The 15,244-nt window shown below is 70.6% G+C and carries 18 protein-coding genes; 11 read left to right on the top strand and 7 right to left on the bottom strand.

Annotation, left to right across the window (positions count from 1 at the left end; translation table 11 throughout):
- Positions 1-89: 89 nt before the first annotated feature.
- Positions 90-1,193, bottom strand: coding sequence for a Leu/Phe/Val dehydrogenase (locus J2S55_RS19120; RefSeq protein WP_306875479.1), 1,104 nt, complete (start codon positions 1,191-1,193; stop codon positions 90-92).
- A 222-nt stretch (positions 1,194-1,415) separates the two neighbouring features.
- On the opposite strand from J2S55_RS19120, the gene J2S55_RS19115 reads away from it, so the two are divergent.
- Positions 1,416-2,273: a DUF8083 family protein gene (locus J2S55_RS19115; RefSeq protein WP_306862724.1), complete on the top strand. Its 858-nt coding sequence runs from the start codon at positions 1,416-1,418 to the stop codon at positions 2,271-2,273.
- A gap of 319 nt (positions 2,274-2,592) precedes the next feature.
- Positions 2,593-2,796 carry a developmental transcriptional regulator BldC gene (gene bldC / locus J2S55_RS19110; RefSeq protein WP_013133571.1) on the top strand — a complete coding sequence of 68 codons (204 nt, stop codon included), beginning with the start codon at positions 2,593-2,595 and terminating at the stop codon, positions 2,794-2,796.
- Positions 2,797-2,941: 145 nt separating this feature from the next.
- Here the strand turns inward: bldC and J2S55_RS19105 are convergent, their stop codons facing one another.
- Complete coding sequence (locus J2S55_RS19105; RefSeq protein ID WP_306862645.1) at positions 2,942-3,631, bottom strand: TetR/AcrR family transcriptional regulator; 690 nt, start codon at positions 3,629-3,631, stop codon at positions 2,942-2,944.
- A gap of 136 nt (positions 3,632-3,767) precedes the next feature.
- Here J2S55_RS19105 and J2S55_RS19100 point away from each other — a divergent pair, with 136 nt between their 5' ends.
- The 4 genes from J2S55_RS19100 to J2S55_RS19085 all read left to right on the top strand — a co-directional run bounded on the left by J2S55_RS19100 (position 3,768) and on the right by J2S55_RS19085 (position 7,826).
- Positions 3,768-4,853, top strand: coding sequence for a LacI family DNA-binding transcriptional regulator (locus J2S55_RS19100; protein ID WP_306862643.1), 1,086 nt, complete (start codon positions 3,768-3,770; stop codon positions 4,851-4,853).
- Positions 4,854-4,976: 123 nt separating this feature from the next.
- Complete coding sequence (locus J2S55_RS19095) at positions 4,977-5,225, top strand: hypothetical protein (protein ID WP_306862640.1); 249 nt, start codon at positions 4,977-4,979, stop codon at positions 5,223-5,225.
- A 70-nt stretch (positions 5,226-5,295) separates the two neighbouring features.
- Positions 5,296-6,153, top strand: a complete 858-nt coding sequence (locus tag J2S55_RS19090) for an N-acetylmuramoyl-L-alanine amidase (protein ID WP_306862638.1) — start codon at positions 5,296-5,298, stop codon at positions 6,151-6,153.
- A 35-nt stretch (positions 6,154-6,188) separates the two neighbouring features.
- Positions 6,189-7,826: a beta-N-acetylhexosaminidase gene (locus J2S55_RS19085; RefSeq protein WP_306862634.1), complete on the top strand. Its 1,638-nt coding sequence runs from the start codon at positions 6,189-6,191 to the stop codon at positions 7,824-7,826.
- A 215-nt stretch (positions 7,827-8,041) separates the two neighbouring features.
- Here the strand turns inward: J2S55_RS19085 and J2S55_RS19080 are convergent, their stop codons facing one another.
- The 4 genes from J2S55_RS19080 to J2S55_RS19065 form a co-directional block, all read right to left on the bottom strand.
- Positions 8,042-8,245, bottom strand: a complete 204-nt coding sequence (locus J2S55_RS19080; protein ID WP_306862631.1) for a heavy-metal-associated domain-containing protein — start codon at positions 8,243-8,245, stop codon at positions 8,042-8,044.
- A gap of 41 nt (positions 8,246-8,286) precedes the next feature.
- On the bottom strand, positions 8,287-9,354 hold the full coding sequence (locus tag J2S55_RS19075; protein WP_306862628.1) for a quinone-dependent dihydroorotate dehydrogenase: 1,068 nt from the start codon (positions 9,352-9,354) through the stop codon (positions 8,287-8,289).
- 68 nt (positions 9,355-9,422) lie between these two features.
- Positions 9,423-10,034 (bottom strand): GAF and ANTAR domain-containing protein, encoded by a 612-nt coding sequence (locus J2S55_RS19070; protein WP_306862625.1) that lies wholly within the window; start codon positions 10,032-10,034, stop codon positions 9,423-9,425.
- Between the two features lie 141 nt (positions 10,035-10,175).
- A complete protein-coding gene (locus tag J2S55_RS19065) occupies positions 10,176-10,646 on the bottom strand; it encodes a GAF domain-containing protein (protein WP_306862622.1) in 471 nt (156 codons plus the stop codon).
- Between the two features lie 183 nt (positions 10,647-10,829).
- Here J2S55_RS19065 and J2S55_RS19060 point away from each other — a divergent pair, with 183 nt between their 5' ends.
- The 3 genes from J2S55_RS19060 (at position 10,830) to J2S55_RS19050 (ending at position 12,738) form a co-directional block, all read left to right on the top strand.
- Positions 10,830-11,213, top strand: coding sequence for a hypothetical protein (locus J2S55_RS19060; protein WP_306862619.1), 384 nt, complete (start codon positions 10,830-10,832; stop codon positions 11,211-11,213).
- A gap of 105 nt (positions 11,214-11,318) precedes the next feature.
- Positions 11,319-12,005 carry a phosphatase PAP2 family protein gene (locus tag J2S55_RS19055; RefSeq protein WP_306862617.1) on the top strand — a complete coding sequence of 229 codons (687 nt, stop codon included), beginning with the start codon at positions 11,319-11,321 and terminating at the stop codon, positions 12,003-12,005.
- 28 nt (positions 12,006-12,033) lie between these two features.
- Complete coding sequence (locus J2S55_RS19050; protein ID WP_306862615.1) at positions 12,034-12,738, top strand: phosphatase PAP2 family protein; 705 nt, start codon at positions 12,034-12,036, stop codon at positions 12,736-12,738.
- Here the strand turns inward: J2S55_RS19050 and J2S55_RS19045 are convergent.
- Complete coding sequence (locus tag J2S55_RS19045) at positions 12,728-13,237, bottom strand: isochorismatase family protein (protein ID WP_306862613.1); 510 nt, start codon at positions 13,235-13,237, stop codon at positions 12,728-12,730. The genes J2S55_RS19050 and J2S55_RS19045 overlap by 11 nt on opposite strands.
- A 438-nt stretch (positions 13,238-13,675) precedes the next feature.
- Between J2S55_RS19045 and J2S55_RS19040 the strand changes: the two genes are divergently transcribed.
- Both J2S55_RS19040 and lepB read left to right on the top strand, forming a co-directional pair.
- Complete coding sequence (locus tag J2S55_RS19040; protein ID WP_306862611.1) at positions 13,676-13,915, top strand: hypothetical protein; 240 nt, start codon at positions 13,676-13,678, stop codon at positions 13,913-13,915.
- 514 nt (positions 13,916-14,429) lie between these two features.
- On the top strand, positions 14,430-15,239 hold the full coding sequence (gene lepB / locus J2S55_RS19035; RefSeq protein WP_306862609.1) for a signal peptidase I: 810 nt from the start codon (positions 14,430-14,432) through the stop codon (positions 15,237-15,239).
- The last annotated feature ends 5 nt before the right edge of the window (positions 15,240-15,244 follow it).

Raw genomic sequence — 15,244 nt, 5'->3', positions numbered from 1 at the left:
ACGCCACCTGACTTGAGGCGTCAGCTCTCGTTCGACTACAACCGTACCTGTTTTACGCCCGGCTCGGTACGCCGTATGGGCGCGAGGGGCTAGTGGCCTAGCCAAATGCCCCTAATTCGCCCGACTTCCGACATTCTGCGTTCGGCTAGCCTATCGGCTGCGACAGCCGGAGGGATGCCATCCTCCGCCGCCGCCCGGAAAATCTTGAGAGTCGTGTCGTAGATCTGGGTCGCCTTTGCCTTGGCCCGTTCCATGTTGAACCCCTGGATCTCGTCCGCGACCTGGATGACGCCGCCGGAGTTGACCACGTAGTCGGGCGCGTAGAGGATGCCCCGGTCGGCGAGCTCCTTCTCCACGCCCGGGTGGGCGAGCTGGTTGTTGGCCCCGCCGCAGACGATCGCGGCGCGCAGCCGGGCGACCGTGTCGTCGTCCAGCGCCCCGCCGAGCGCGCAGGGGGCGTAGACGTCGATGCCGGCCGCGGTGAGCTCCACCTGGTCGGCGACGACCTCGACCTGGGGGTGACGGCTCCGGACCCGCTCGACCGCCTGTTCGCTGACGTCGCAGATCACGACCTCGGCGCCGTCCTCGACGAGATGGTCGACCAGGCGGTGACCCACCTTGCCCACGCCCTCGACGCCGATCCGCCTGCCGCGCAGCGTCGACGCGCCGTAGACGTGCTCGGCCGCGGCCCGCATGCCCTGGAACACGCCGTAGGCGGTCAGGATCGAGGAGTCGCCCGCCCCGCCCTGGGCGACCGTGCGGCCGGTCACGTAGGAGCTCTCGCGGGCCACGATGTCCATGTCCTCGCTGTAGGTGCCCACGTCGCACGCGGTGAAGTAGCGGCCGCCGAGGGACTGCACGAACCGGCCGTAGGCGCGCAGCAGCGCCTCGCTCTTGTCCGTGGCCGGATCGCCGATGATGACGGCCTTGCCGCCGCCGAGGTCGAGTCCGGCCAGGGCGTTCTTGTAGGCCATCGCCCGCGAGAGGTTGAGGACGTCGGCCAGCGCGGCCTGCTCGCTCTCGTAGGGATAGAACCTGGTGCCCCCGAGGCTCGGGCCGAGGGCGGTGTTGTAGATCGCGATGATCGCGTGGAGGCCGCTGCGCTCGTCGGAGCAGAAGATGACCTGCTCGTGCTTGGCTTGGCCGCTTACGGGGCTGGTGTCCTTGTGAGACAGCCCGAAGACGTCGGTCACGGTGGTGACTCCCGGTCGCCAGGTCCGCCGCTCCATCGCGGCGGAGATCACTCTCAGCGTAACCACAACTCCGGGCGGGACGATGCCGTCGAGGGACCGTTCTCACTACCCGAGACGCGACCGGCGGCGGCGCTTCTCACCAGCCGAGACGGACAAGCGGTGGCACGGCTCGCACGGGGTCGATACCGGACAACAGCAGGTCCTTCGTGACACGATGCGGACGTGCTGCCCTATGCCGCGTACCTCCGCGTCTACGAACCCCTGACCGCGTTCACCCCGTCGGAACGCGTCTCGTGGGCCGCCTACGCCGAGGCGACCGACCGGCCCCGCCGCGCGAGCGCGCTCCACGCCGAGCACGGCGAGGCGGTCCGCCGCCTCCTGGGGGTCCCGCCCGCTCCCGCACCCGCCCAGGAGAGCCCCAACGCCTATCTCAGGCGCGTAGAGGACGTGCTCTATGTCTGCCCCTGGCAGAGCAGGCTGAGATCGTGGCTGGCCTTCTCACGCTTCCGCGGGACGACGCCGGCGAGGTTGGTGGAGCGCTTCGTGCCGATCTCCATCGCCGAGCAGACGGCCGACGACTTCGACAGGTTCAAACGCCGCAGCGACTCGGCGGCGCTGCGCACCCACATCCGGACCTCGACGTGGCACGTTCCGACGTCGTGGTTCGTGCCCTTCGACGGCAACGAGCGCTGGCTGGTCCTCGACGGACGGCGCGGCCCCGGGGGCACGGTCACCACCCGTAACCTCATCTACGTCACCTCCATGGCCCACGCCCGGCGCCGCAGCGCCCGCGCCCTGCAGATCATCCGCAGGCAGGCGGGGGAGATCTCGGTGGCCACCGAGGTCGAGGAGGTGGCGCGCTGGCTGGAGGAGTTCCACCCGCACTCGCTGGTGGAGCTCGACTACGGCGGCATCGTCCATCTCATGGACGACGAGAAGCTCCAGGCGGACCAGTCCGTGGCCGAGCTCGCGGCCGCTCTCACGGGTCTGGAAACCGGCGAGGAAGAGTTGGCCTACGCCATGTACCAGCGGGTGATTCTCCGGTGGCGATCAATACAACTTCTCGAATCAGCAAACTGAGTCGCAAATCATCCCTCTGACCTGCATAAGTAGTTCGGTCGATGACCGGCGACACGTCTACGAACTGAGTAGTTTGCCGTTTTCACTGCGATACCACGAAACGTGTCGCTAGAATCACCGAGCGTGACAACAACAGGTGCACAAGAGAGATGAGTCACTCAAAGACTCGCCAATCGCTCTACGTGGCTGTATGGTCACATCGGGTGATGCCGCATATGGTCCGAACAGCCGCACGCAAGGGGCCATAGGGGGACATCCGTGACAAGCGTCAAGTCGCAGGATCGCTGTCGCCGGTCCACATGGAGGAGAGGCCGCACAAATGTCAGCTCGTACACCCGAGGCAGAGCCGCTGCTCACCCCGGCGGAGGTCGCAACCATGTTCCGCGTCGATCCCAAGACCGTTACACGGTGGGCGAAGGCCGGCAAGTTGACGTCCATCCGCACGCTGGGTGGGCACCGCCGCTACCGGGAGACCGAGGTTCGCGCGCTGCTGGCGGGGATTCCACAGCAGCGTTCCGAATAACACGGGGGCCGTCACGGGCCCAGGGGGGAACAGCCGCGCGCTCACCACGTGAGCGCGTAGGCCAAACGGGTTGTTGTGGGGAGCGGCGTCGCCCGTCCGGCGCCGCCCCGGCACGGCCCGGCACGGCCTCCGGAGGGTCGGCCGGTCACGGTGCGTGTTCGCGGACCAGATCCTCAAGGAGCTGCCGGACCTGCGCGTCGTGCTCCGCGGCCACCCCGAGCAGCGCCACCATCTGATCGACCAGCATGCGCTCAAGCCCCGGGCGCCCGATGTCCCGGTGCTCCAGCCAGTCGAGACCAGCCGTCTCGACGGAGGCGATCCACGACCGCAGCGTGATGCGGAGGGCGGGCCCCGGCTCGTCGACCCGCATCTGTTTCATGATGAGGCGGAACAGACGGTGCCGGACACTGTCGACGATCTCCCCGATCTCGCCGCTGCGATTGGCCGGGCCGCCCCTGAGCAGCGCGGCGAACCCCGCCGCGTGCTCCTCGACGAAGTCGAAGTAGCGCCCCAGTCCCCCGGCGAGGTCGTCGAGCGGCCGGCCGCCCCCCGGGGGCTGCAGGCGCGCCTCCAGCTCGGCCGCCGCGCTCTTCAGCGCGGCGACGTAGAGCTCCTGCTTGCCGCCGAAGTAGTGGTAGACCAGGGCCCGCGACGCACCGGCCGCCGAGGCCACGTCGTCGATGGAGACATCCTCGGCATCGCGCTTGCTGAACAGCTCCAGGGCCGCCGCCATGAGCTCCTCGCGGCGCCGGTCCACGCTGAGCCTGCGCCGCGCCGGTCGCGCGGCCTCCGCCGCAGGTCTGTCCTGCTTGGCAGCTCCGGATGTCGAACCCACAGTCCGCACACTATCGGAGTCCGTCCGCGGCGGCGGTGACGTCAAGATCGGAGTTCCCTTGGGCGGAAGCCGTACCCCATTCGGAACTCGATCGTTTTGAGTGACAGGTGCCCATCCACCACCCCGGGGGAGAGCCATGTCAGGACCACCGGTCAACACCACCGTCACCCGAGCCCGCGGGTTCGCCGAGCCCGTCTCACCGGACGGCGGCGGACCACGCCCACGGCCCACGATCCGCAACGTGGCCGAGCGGGCCGGTGTCTCCAAATCACTGGTGTCGCTCGTGCTACGCGGTTCGCCGCACGTCAGCGAGCACCGCAGGCAGGCAGTGCTGCAGGCGGCCAGAGAACTCGGCTACCGGCCCAACGCGGTCGCGCGCAGCCTGGTCGAGGGCCGCACCCACCTGGTCGGGGCGCTCGTCGCCGACCTGCACAACCCGTTCTACGCCGAGTTCCTCGACGGCCTGCAGGAGAGCCTGCACGGCGACGGCCTCCGGCTGCTCATCGGCAACAGCCAGTGGGACCCGGCCTTCGAGGACGAGGCGGTCGAGGCGTTCCTGGAGCTGCGGGTCGACGGGCTCGTGCTGCTCGGCATCGCGCCCACCAGCGAGACGCTCATCGAGGCCACCGGCTACACGCCGACGGTCGTGGTGGGCGAGCGCGACATCGACCTCGGCGGCGTGGACATCGTCGTGGACGACGACCAGCTCGGCGCCCGCCTGGCCATCGACCATCTCGTGGAGCTCGGCCACCGCCGGATCGCCCACATCGAGGGCTCCCGCTCCTCCTCCGGACGGTTCCGGTGCGAGGGCTACCTGGTGGCGATGCGCAGGCACGCGCTGGCGCCGTACATCATGGTCGAGCAGGGAGAGTGCACCGAGGAGGGCGGCGCGCTGACCGCGCGGAGCCTGCTCACCCGCGACCCCCGGCCCACCGCGATCTTCGCCGCCAACGACGCCGTCGCCATGGGCGTGCTCTCCGCCGCGGCCGAGCTGGGCCTGCGGGTGCCCGAGGACCTCTCCGTGGTCGGCTACGACAACATCCAGCTCGCGGCGGCCCAGCCGATCTCGCTGACCACCGTCGACCAGCCCCGCCGCGCCATGGGCCGCTCGGCGGCGACGCTGCTCAGTGACCGGATCGGCGACCCGGGCAAGACCTCGCGCCTGCGCCAGGTCACCCCCCGGCTCGTCGTACGGCGCAGCACGGGCCCCGTCCAGGGGTAAAGGGCCCGCCTGGAGCGTTGCAGCACGCCCAGGCGGGCCCTAGGACCTCGTCAAGTTCAGGTCAAGCATCGAAGTGGCGGCGGAGCCCTGGTGTTGACTCAGATGTGACGAGAGGGGGTAACAATGCGTGATCCGGAACTTGTGTCATGCGCTCAGCGCGCGGCGGCCGAGCTTGAGCGGGCCTGGGCGCACTGGCGGGCCGCCCGAGGCCGGAACGGCGACGCCGGAGCCGAGTCCGTGGCGAGTTACGTGGCCCATTCGATCGACCATCCATGGGGGCGTCCGCGCGTGGTCCTGGGACTGGACGCCGAGGACGCCAGGGAGCTCGCCTCGCTGCTGCAGAAGCAGGAGGCCGGCGAACACGTCTGGTGACTGCGGCCGGGCCACGGCGCCGGGCCGCGTAAGTTGGATGGTTGACGGGTTTCCTTCGAGGGGGATGAACGTGACCACCAAAGCATTCGCGGCGGCCCTTGTCCTGTGCGGCCTGAGCGCCGCCGCCTGCGGCGGCACCGCCGGCACCGTCAGCGGCGCCACCGCGGGCTCGGCGGGGAACGGCGAGCCCACCTCCCGGACGGTGTCCCGGGCCACCGAGGCGGCCCCGGCCGCCGCGGTCACCACGGCGGGTGGGAAGGCCCCGGCCAAGCCGCTGAGCGGCAAGGTCGTGGTCGTCGACCCGGGCCACAACGGGCTCAACTACAAGTTCCCCGCGAAGATCAACAAGCAGGTCAACGTCCTGACCCAGTGGAAGGCCTGCGACACCACCGGCACCGCCACCAACAACGGCTACAGCGAGGCCGCCTTCACCTGGGACGTCTCCCAGCGCCTGGCCAAGATCCTCCGGGAGCGCGGCGCGACGGTGAAGCTGACCCGCCCGAACAACTCCGGCGTGGGCCCGTGCATCACCGAGCGGGCGGCGATCGGTAACAAGGCCAAGGCGGACGCGGCGATCTCGGTCCACGCCGACGGGGCGGCCCCGGCCGGCCACGGCTTCCACGTGATCATCCCGAAGAAGATCAACGGTCCGGTGGACCCGGTGGTGGGCGCCTCCAGGGAGCTCGGTCTCGACGTGCGCGACTCCATCAAGTCCGTCGCCGGCATGCCCTACTCCACCTACATCGGCAGCAAGGCCCTGAGCTTCCGCAACGACCTCGGCGGCCTGAACCTCTCCACGGTTCCCAAGATCTTCGTCGAGTGCGGCAACATGCGGAACTCGGGTGACGCGGCCAAGTTCCAGAACCCGGCGTTCCGGCAGAAGATGGCGCTCTCCCTCGCCGACGGGCTGCAGAACTACCTCAAGTAATGCGTGGTCTAGGCCAACTTGGCATGATCTGAGGCATGACTGACCTCCTGCCGCTCCCTGCCGTCTTCGAGCCCGCGTCCGGCTCCTTCGCGCTCTCTCCCGGCACCTCCGTCTCCGGCCCCGCCGAGCTGGTGGACGGGCTGCGGTCGGCGCTCGCCGTACTGGACCTGCGCCCCGCGGAGGCGGGGGCCGTCGTGGTGGAGCGGGACGCGTCGCTGGGCGCGGAGGCCTACCGGCTGGAGGTGACGGCCGCGGAGGTGAGGATCGCGGCCGGAGACCGCGCGGGGGCGTTCTACGCGGGCCAGACGCTGCGGCAGCTCCTGCCCGACGCGGCGTTCCGGACCGTCGCCCAGGCCGGCTGGACCGTTCCGTCCTGCCGGGTGGAGGACGCGCCCCGGTTCTCCTGGCGGGGGGTCCACCTCGACGTGGCACGGCACTTCATGCCCAAGCGCGAGGTGCTCCGCATGGTCGACCTCATGGCGGCGCACAAGCTGAACCGGCTCCACCTGCACCTGGTGGACGACCAGGGGTGGCGGGTCGAGAGCCGGATCGCCCCCAGGCTGCACGAGGTGGCCTCGCACCGGCCGCGCACGGCCACCGGCCGGCGCGAGGACGGGCCCGCCTTCGACGAGGTGCCGCACGGCGGCTACTACACGCTGGACGACCTCGCGGAGATCGCCTCCTACGCCCGGGCGCGGGCCGTGACGATCGTGCCCGAGATCGACGTGCCGGGACACGCCTCGGCGATCCTCGCGGCCTATCCCGCGCTCGACGCGCGGGCCACGGACGGCCGGGAGCCCGAGCCCTTCACCGTGCTGGACCGGTGGGGCATCTCCCCCGCGATCCTGTCCCCCCTCCCGCCGACGGTCGACTTCCTGATCGCGGTGATCGACGAGATGCTCGGCGCGCTGGGCGAGACGCCCTACGTGCACGTCGGCGGGGACGAGTGCGTGCTCGACGACTGGGCCGCCGCGCCGGAGATCGTCGCCTACCGGCGGGAGCTCGGCCTGGAGAGCCTGAGCGACCTGCACGCCTGGTTCCTGCGCAGGCTGGCGGACCTGCTGGCCGAGCGGGGCAGCCGGGCGGTCGTCTGGGACGAGGCGTTCGTCAGCGGCATGCTGCGGCCCGACACGATCGTGATGCCGTGGCGCGGGCCGGGAGTGGCCCGGCGCGCCGCCGAGGCCGGGCACGACGTGGTGCAGACACCGGTCTTCCCGCTCTACTTCGACTACGCCGAGGCCGCCTCCGAGGAGGAGCCGCTCGCCATCGGTGAGGCGATCACCGTCTCGGACGTCGCGGCCTTCGACCCGGCGCCGGAGTCGTGGACGGCCGGGCAGCGGGAGCGTGTCGTCGGGGCGCAGTTCCAGCTGTGGACCGAGCGCCTGCCCGACGGGCGGGCGGTGGACTACCGGGCCTGGCCCCGGGGCTGCGCGCTGGCCGAGGTCGCCTGGTCCGGCGCGGCCGGCCCCGGGTTCGCCGCGCGGCTCGAAAGGCACCTGGGCCGGCTGGACGCGCTGGGGGTCGAGTATCGCCCGCTGACCGGCCCGCGCCCCTGGCAGCTCGGCGGGGCCGGCCACCGCCGGCACCGCCCGGGGGCCGTCAAGGTGGAGGAGGTCATGAAGCGCCTGGAGGAGCTGACCCACCTCGCGGACTCCACCCGGCCGAGCATGTGACCGTACGGCCCGCCCGTCACAGGCGGCGCCGTGCGGGAGCCGTACGGGAGCCGTGCGGGAGCCGTGCGGGAGCCGTACGGGAGCCGTGCGGGAGCCGTACGGGAGAAGGCCCTTGGAGGGGTCCGGGGCAGCACTCCGTACGGGAGTGGGCCGTCAGGGGCGTCCTGCGGCCGGGACGCGGGGTCCCGGCCTCCGGACGCCGCGGCCCCGCACGGTCAGCCGGCCACCTGGTAGCCGGCCTCCTCGATGGCGGCGCGGATCGCGGCGTCGTCGAGGGAGTCGCCGGAGACGTCCACCCGGCCGCTCCCCAGGTCGACCTCGACCCCGGTGACGCCGGGGACCTCGCCGACCTCCTCCTTGACCGAGCTGACGCAGTGGCCGCAGGTCATGCCGGTGACGGTATATGTGCTCACGCTCATCGCGCCTCCAATGTCCGGGAGTTACCCACCCAGGGTATTACTCAGCCCGCGGTGCGGCCGATGATTTCACGCAGGTCGCCGACGCCATGGCGGCGGAGCCGGCGGGAGAGCCCACGATGGATGCGGTGGGCCCAGAGGGGCCCCTCGTAGATCATCGCGCTGTAGCCCTGGACCAGGGTGGCCCCGGCGAGCAGGCGCTCCCAGACGTCGTCCACGTCCTCGACGCCGCCGACGGAGACGAGCACCAGACGGTCGCCCACCCGGGCGCGCAGCCGGCGCAGCACCTCCAGCGAGCGGGCCTTCAGCGGACGGCCGGACAGGCCGCCGGTCTCGGTGCTGGAGACGCCCTCGCGGCTGATCGTGGTGTTGGTCGCGATGATGCCGTCGAGCCCGAGCTCCAGGGCCAGGTCGGCGACCGCGTCCACGTCGCCGTCGGCCAGGTCGGGGGCGATCTTGACCAGCAGCGGGGTGCGCCTGGGGGTGCCGTCGGCGACCTCCTTGACCGCCTGGAGCAGCGGGCGCAGCAGCTCGACGGCCTGGAGGTCGCGCAGGCCGGGGGTGTTCGGCGAGCTGACGTTGACGACCAGGTAGTCGGCCAGCGGGGCCAGCTCCTTGGCGCTGGCCACGTAGTCGTGGACGGCCTCGGACTCGGGCACGACCTTGGTCTTGCCGATGTTGACGCCGACGATCGCCGGGACGCCGCGGGGCCTGCTCAGCGCCCGGGCCGCGGCGCTCGCGCCGGCGTTGTTGAAGCCCATCCGGTTGATGATCGCCCGGTCCCGGACCAGCCGGAACAGCCGGGGCCTGGCGTTGCCCGGCTGGGCGTGCGCGGTGACCGTACCGACCTCGACATGGCCGAAGCCGAGCGCGGACATGGCCTCCACGCAGCCGGCGTCCTTGTCGAAGCCCGCCGCCAGCCCGAACGGGCCGGGGAAGTGCACGCCGAAGGCCTGCACGCGCAGGGCGGGGTCGCGCGGTGCGAGACGGCGGTGGACCAGCCGCTTGACCACCGGCGTCACCGACAGGAGGCGGAGCGCGCCGAGCGTCAGGTGGTGCGCGGCCTCCGGGTCGAAGCGGCTGAGGACCTGCGTGAACACGAATCGATACATCACCGATCAGGTTAGTCCCCCCGCGGGGCGGGGCACGCCCCGGCCGCGCCATGGGGCGCCCTCCGCGATCACCGCAGTCCGCCGGCTCCCTCGCCGAGCACCTCCGCCGCGAGGTCGGCCACCCGGCGGCGGCTGTCCCTGGCCTGCTTGCGCAGACCGGTGAACGCCTGGGCCGCGGTGAGGTCGTGCTTGCCCATCAGGTAGCCGACGGCCCGCTCGATGACCACCCGGTAGTCGAGGGCGTACTGGAGCTGGTCGGCCAGGGCGCTCTTCTCCTCGGCGGCCATCGCCGCGGTGAGCAACTGCTCGATCACGTCGGCATACGCCTTGAGTGCCTGGATATCCGACTCGTCCCAGTCATAAGGCTCGGACTGGTAGACGTTCAAGGTGCCCACCGGAGCCCCGCCAAGCCGTACCGGCACTCCGGCGACCGCCCGCACCTCGGGGTGGAGCCGGTCGGCGAGCTGCGGCCAGCGCGGGTCCGCGTGCACGTCGGAGGAGGTCACCGCGGTGTTCTCCTCGTAGGCGGACACACATGGTCCCTGGCCCAGATGGAGCTGGGCGCCCTCAAGACTGCGCCCCCGGTCGTCGGTGGCGACCAAATAGCGCAGATCCTTGCTCTCCTCCGCAAACATCAGACCCGCCCCCGAATAGCCGAAAAGCGTGTCAACGACATCCACGGCCCGCTCCAACTGGTGGACTATGCCCGTCGCGGGAGAGGTCGTCCGGAGCCGTCTCAAGCTGGCGACCAGCGCTTCCGGGTCAATGTGCGTCATATGTGTGGCGCCTTTCAGCGTCGGCCTGGTTACTTGACTTGCTCACTACGACTGCCCGGAAGTAGGTGATTTATGAGCGAGGGTCTGCAGGACCATCACCATGAGCTCGCCGAGGCGTTCGCCCGTCCGGACTTTCGCGGGCTGCCATTCATGGCTGACCCGGTCGTAGAAATTCAGGGTGCCGATCAGCCGGCCGTCCGCGCGCAACGGCACCGACAGCACGGCGCGGATCCCGGAGGCATGGGGGGCCAGACCGGGGAAGCCGGAGGGGCGGGCGGCGCGGAGGTCGTTCACCGCGACGTCCGCGCCATGGGCGAGGCTCTCCACCGCCGGCCCGGAGCCGGTCCGCTCCTGCGCCAGCTCCAGCCGCCGGCCGTCGTCGTCGGAGCCGGCGACCGCGCGTAACCGGTCGTGATCGTCGATCAGCATCAGGGCCGCGCCGTCGGCGCCCAGAGCGTCCGCGAGAGCGTTCAGGGTGCGGTCGACGACCGTGGGGAATTCGACACCTTGGGCCATGAGGCTTCCTCCGCGTTGAGGTAGCTCCGCGGACGCAAGGCGGAATGAACTGCGCTTTGAAGACTAGTGGTGTGCGATGACTACGGCCAAGCGGTTCCCGCTCTCGCTTATAGCGTCACGGCCTTACATTGCCGTCAATAGATCGTTAAGCGTTCCGCAAGCAGGGACCGACAAGGTGGGAACATGAACAGCTTGTCACGTTCCGCCATCGTCCGTCGGCGTCGCACACTGGTGCATGTCGTGCTCCGCGATATGGCGGAGACCGGCGACACCACGGTACCGCCATGGTGGGAGTCCGAGATCCAGCGGGAGTTCGGCGGCCTGGACGGGTTCCTCGCCGAGCTGAGCCGCCAGTGGTGGACGGCCTACGCCGCGCACCTGGACGCGCTGATCGAGCTCGGCTCCGACGACCCCACGCAGGCGTGGGCCGACGTCGCCGGGCAGATGCCGCACCTTCGGGCCGTGCTCGACTCCTACACCGACGAGTCCGCCCTCGCCGAGGCCGAGCGGCGCCACTGCGACGTGCTGCGCTGGACCACCCGGCGCGAGGGGCGCCACGCCGCCTGAGACTGTCGGCGGTCCTAGGCATATCCGCCTGTCATCGGGTAGCCATGAACGATGGTCAGGCTACTCGATCATCACGATCATCATGATTCGGACCGTCGTCTGGGCGTGCGGCTGACGGTCGCCACGGTGGCGGTCGCGCTGTTCTCGATCCCGTTCGTCCTGCTGCTGGTGTTCGTGCTGTCCTCCTTCGCGCCGCTGAACGACCTCGACGAGAGCGTGGCCCGGCAGTTCCACGCCTACGTCCTGGCCGACCCCGGCTACACGCGCTTCCTCAACGTGGCGACGGAGGTGTTCGGCCCCACGACGTGGCGCGTCCTGGTGGCGCTGGCCGCGGTCTGGCTCTGGCTGCGGGGAGCGCGGCGCCCGGCGATCTGGGCGGTCGTCACGATCACCGCCAGCGGCCTGCTCAACCTGGCGGTCAAGGGGATCGTCGACCGGGCGCGGCCGGTGCTGCCCGACCCGGTGTCGTGGGCCCCGGGCGCCTCCTTCCCCTCCGGGCACGCGATGGGCGCGGCGACGGGCACCTGCGTCCTGGTGCTGCTCCTGCTGCCCTACCTGAAGGGCCGGCTCTCTCGGCTCGCCCTGTGGGCCGTCGCGGCGGTCATCACGGTCTTCGTCGCCTACAGCCGGGTCGCGCTCGGCGTGCACTGGTTCAGCGACGTGGTCGCCGGGGTCGCGCTGGGCGTGGTGGTGGTCGCCGGGACCGCCGCCGGGTTCGAGAGCTGGCGCCGGGACGAGGGGCGCAGACCGGTCGAACCGCTCAAGGAAGGCGTCGAGCCCGAGGCGTTCTGAAGGTAAAATTCAGGGTAGCTCGCGCCCCATGCCTAAACTGTCGGTCGACTTCAAGGGCGTGGCCCGTCTCATCCTGCTGCCATTGGCCGTGATGACCGCCCTGACACTCGGCGTCGGGCTCCTGATCACCAAAGTCCTCCAGACGACCACCCTCATCGCGAACGACGAGGGGGTGAACGCCCAGATGGTCAAGGGCCGGACGACCTTCTGGACCTCCGTCACGGACGTGGTGTCCAACCTGTCGGACACCCCGGTGATCATCACGGGCACCGCGCTGCTCTTCGTGGTCTTCCTGCTGGTGTTCAGACGCTGGAACGAGTCGATCTTCCTGGCGCTGGCGGTCTTCTCCCAGTCGGCGATCTTCCTGCTGGCGACCGTCTTCGCCGAGCGCAAGCGGCCCACGGTCGAGCACCTCGATCCGGCGCCGCCCACCTCCAGCTTCCCCTCGGGGCACACCAGCGCCGCCGTCGCCTTCTACTGCGGCGTCGCGCTGGTGCTGACCCTGCACACCCACCGCTACAAGATCCTCAACCTGCTGTGGTGGGCGGTCGGCCTGGGGATCCCGGTGGGGATCGCCTACTCCCGGATGTATCGCGGCATGCACCACCTGACCGACGTGAGCTGGGGCTTCCTGCTCGGCCTGGCCTGCGTCGCGGTGGCCGCCAACGCGCTGCTGCTGCGCAGGCCCATGGCCGCCGACCGGCCCGTGGTGCGGGACCAGGTCACGGCATGACGACCTCGTCGAGATCCACCACCTCGGCCCCCGCCGCGGCCAGCTCCCGCTCTACCTCCCGGGAGACGGCCGCGGCGGTCTCGTCCCCGTCGTAGGTCGCGTGGGCACCCCGTACGAGGGTGACCGCGTGCCCCCGCCCGAGGGCGGCCAGGGAGGTCTCCCGGACGCACCACTCGCTCTGCATCCCGGCCACGACGAGGGCCGCCGAGGGCGGCAGGACCGAGGCGAGGCCGGTGTCGAGGAAGGAGTCGGGGGTGCGCTTGTCGACCACGTGCTCTCCCGGGAGCACCTCGTGGACCAGCTCCCAGCCCGGGGTCCCCGGGAAGTCGGGGTCGGCCTCCCCGCCGTTGTTGCGCACGAAGACGACGGGCACCCCGCCCGCGCGGGCACGCTCCAGCAGTGTCGCGATCGCGGAGGAGACCTCGCGCGCGCCGGGCACCGGCTCCGGGGGCAGGAGCATGTTGCGCTGGACGTCGATGAGAATCAGGGCCCGGTTCATATGCGAACTGTAGTTCGCTTTATGCTGAAACCGGAAGGCATCAGAGCGATGCCGGGGAGACGTGGGGCGCGAGGGAGGACGCCGGGGGGAAGGCACGACGGCGCCGGGGAGGACCCGGAGCGCGGAGGGAGAGACCGAGCGGACGCGGGGCCCGGAGGGCGGCGCCGAGGAAAACAAGCACCATGCCCGGACCGGCAGGGAGAAAAGTGTTTTCCTCCACTTCCTATCCAGTTTCAGATCATGCGCGCCCCGGAGCGAGCTACATTCGGAGCTGCAAGCCGATACGCCGCGTCACCAAATGCAATTGAATGAATACCAAATGTCACAAAGTAAGATAAAAACCCCGTGGGCAGATTGACGTCTTCCCACTAGGGCAGGAGCAGCCAGCCGGCCGGACCCAGCGGTGTTCGACGGCTACCCTCAGAAAGGAAGCCGTCCATGGATCCCCAGCCCATCGTCTGCCATACATGCACAGGTGTTCTCCTCGCCGCCGACTCCCGCACATACACGCCGCAGCGAGGGCGCCTGATCGTGACCAACGGATACTGCAGCTGCCCGCCGGCCATGGAGACCGCCGCGGAGCCCGAGGCGCGCATGCCCCAGCAGCAGCAGCCGTACCAGCCGCAGCCCCAGCCGGAGCGGCTCCCCACCGGACAGAGCGCGATGGCGAAGGTCTAGGGCGAAGGTCTAGGGCGAAGGTCCAGGGGCCCGGCAGCCGGGTGGGCCGCCACGGCACCCACCCGGCCCGGCACCCCGGCGCGGCCCCGGCGGCTCCGCCCGACCCGGCACCCGGCCACGGCGTCCCGCCCGGCATCCCGCGCGGCCCCGGCGGCTCCGCCCGGCCCGGCTCCAGCCCGGTCCGCCACGGCGCCACCGGCGCGGGCTCAGCCCGACAGCCCCCACGACGCGACCACCGCGAGACCGCTCGTCCCGATCAGTCCGATGAGCACCACTATGGCGACGACCCGACGATTCATGTCTCGGAGCCTAGCGACAGGCCGCCGGTGAGGCGGCCGCACGCGTGGCGTCCGGTCCCCGGCCGGTCCGTGCCCCCTCCTCCCGGCGGAAGACGACGGCCGTCACGGTGTCCGGCCACCTCAACGTGGGGTAGCGGTGACGACAATGATTTAGGCTCATCAGCGTTGACTAGCGAAGACCGGGCTACGGCGTAGGCCGCCCCACCGAGGACGAGGTGCACGTGGTCGCCGAAGACATCGAGCAGTCGGCCAAGAGCGGCAAGAAGAAGCGTTCGTTCTGGGTGGAGTTCCCGCTCCTGGTCGGAATCTCCCTCCTACTGGCGCTGCTGATCAAGAGCTTCGTCGTCCAGGCGTTCTACATCCCGTCGGAGTCGATGGAGAACACGCTCCTGGTCAACGACCGGGTCCTGGTCAACAAGCTCGTCTACCACACCCGCGACATCGAGCGTGGCGACGTGGTGGTCTTCTCCGGGGTCGACTCGTGGAAGGGCGAGGTCGAGATCACCGAGCCGTCCAACCCGATCGCGGCCTTCTTCCACTGGGCCGGCACCGTCTTCGGCGTCGTCCCCGGCGAGAAGGACTACATCAAGCGGGTCATCGGCGTGCCGGGTGACACCGTGAAGTGCTGCGACGCGAAGGGCCGCGTCACGGTCAACGGGGTCCCGCTCGACGAGGAGGACTACCTCTACCCCGGCGACAAGCCGTCGGCCAGCACGTTCGAGATCAAGGTGCCGCCGGGCCGGCTCTGGGTGATGGGCGACCACCGCGGGGTGTCCTACGACTCCCGCATGCACCAGGGCGACCCGGGGGGCGGCACGATCCCGGCCGAACAGGTGATCGGTCGGGCCTTCGTGATCGTGTGGCCGTTCTCCCGCGCGACCACGCTCCCGATCCCCGACACCTTCTCCCAGCCCGCGCTGCGGGCCGCCGGAGCGGTCGGCGCCCAGGCCCCGCTCCTGCTCGGGGTCACCGGCGCGGTGCCCCTGGTGCTCTGGCGCCGCCGCCGGATCCTGAAGCGGACCTGACCGGC

The organism is Streptosporangium brasiliense, assembly GCF_030811595.1.
GTDB lineage: Bacteria > Actinomycetota > Actinomycetes > Streptosporangiales > Streptosporangiaceae > Streptosporangium > Streptosporangium brasiliense.
This window is presented reverse-complemented; position numbering and strand designations above follow the sequence as displayed.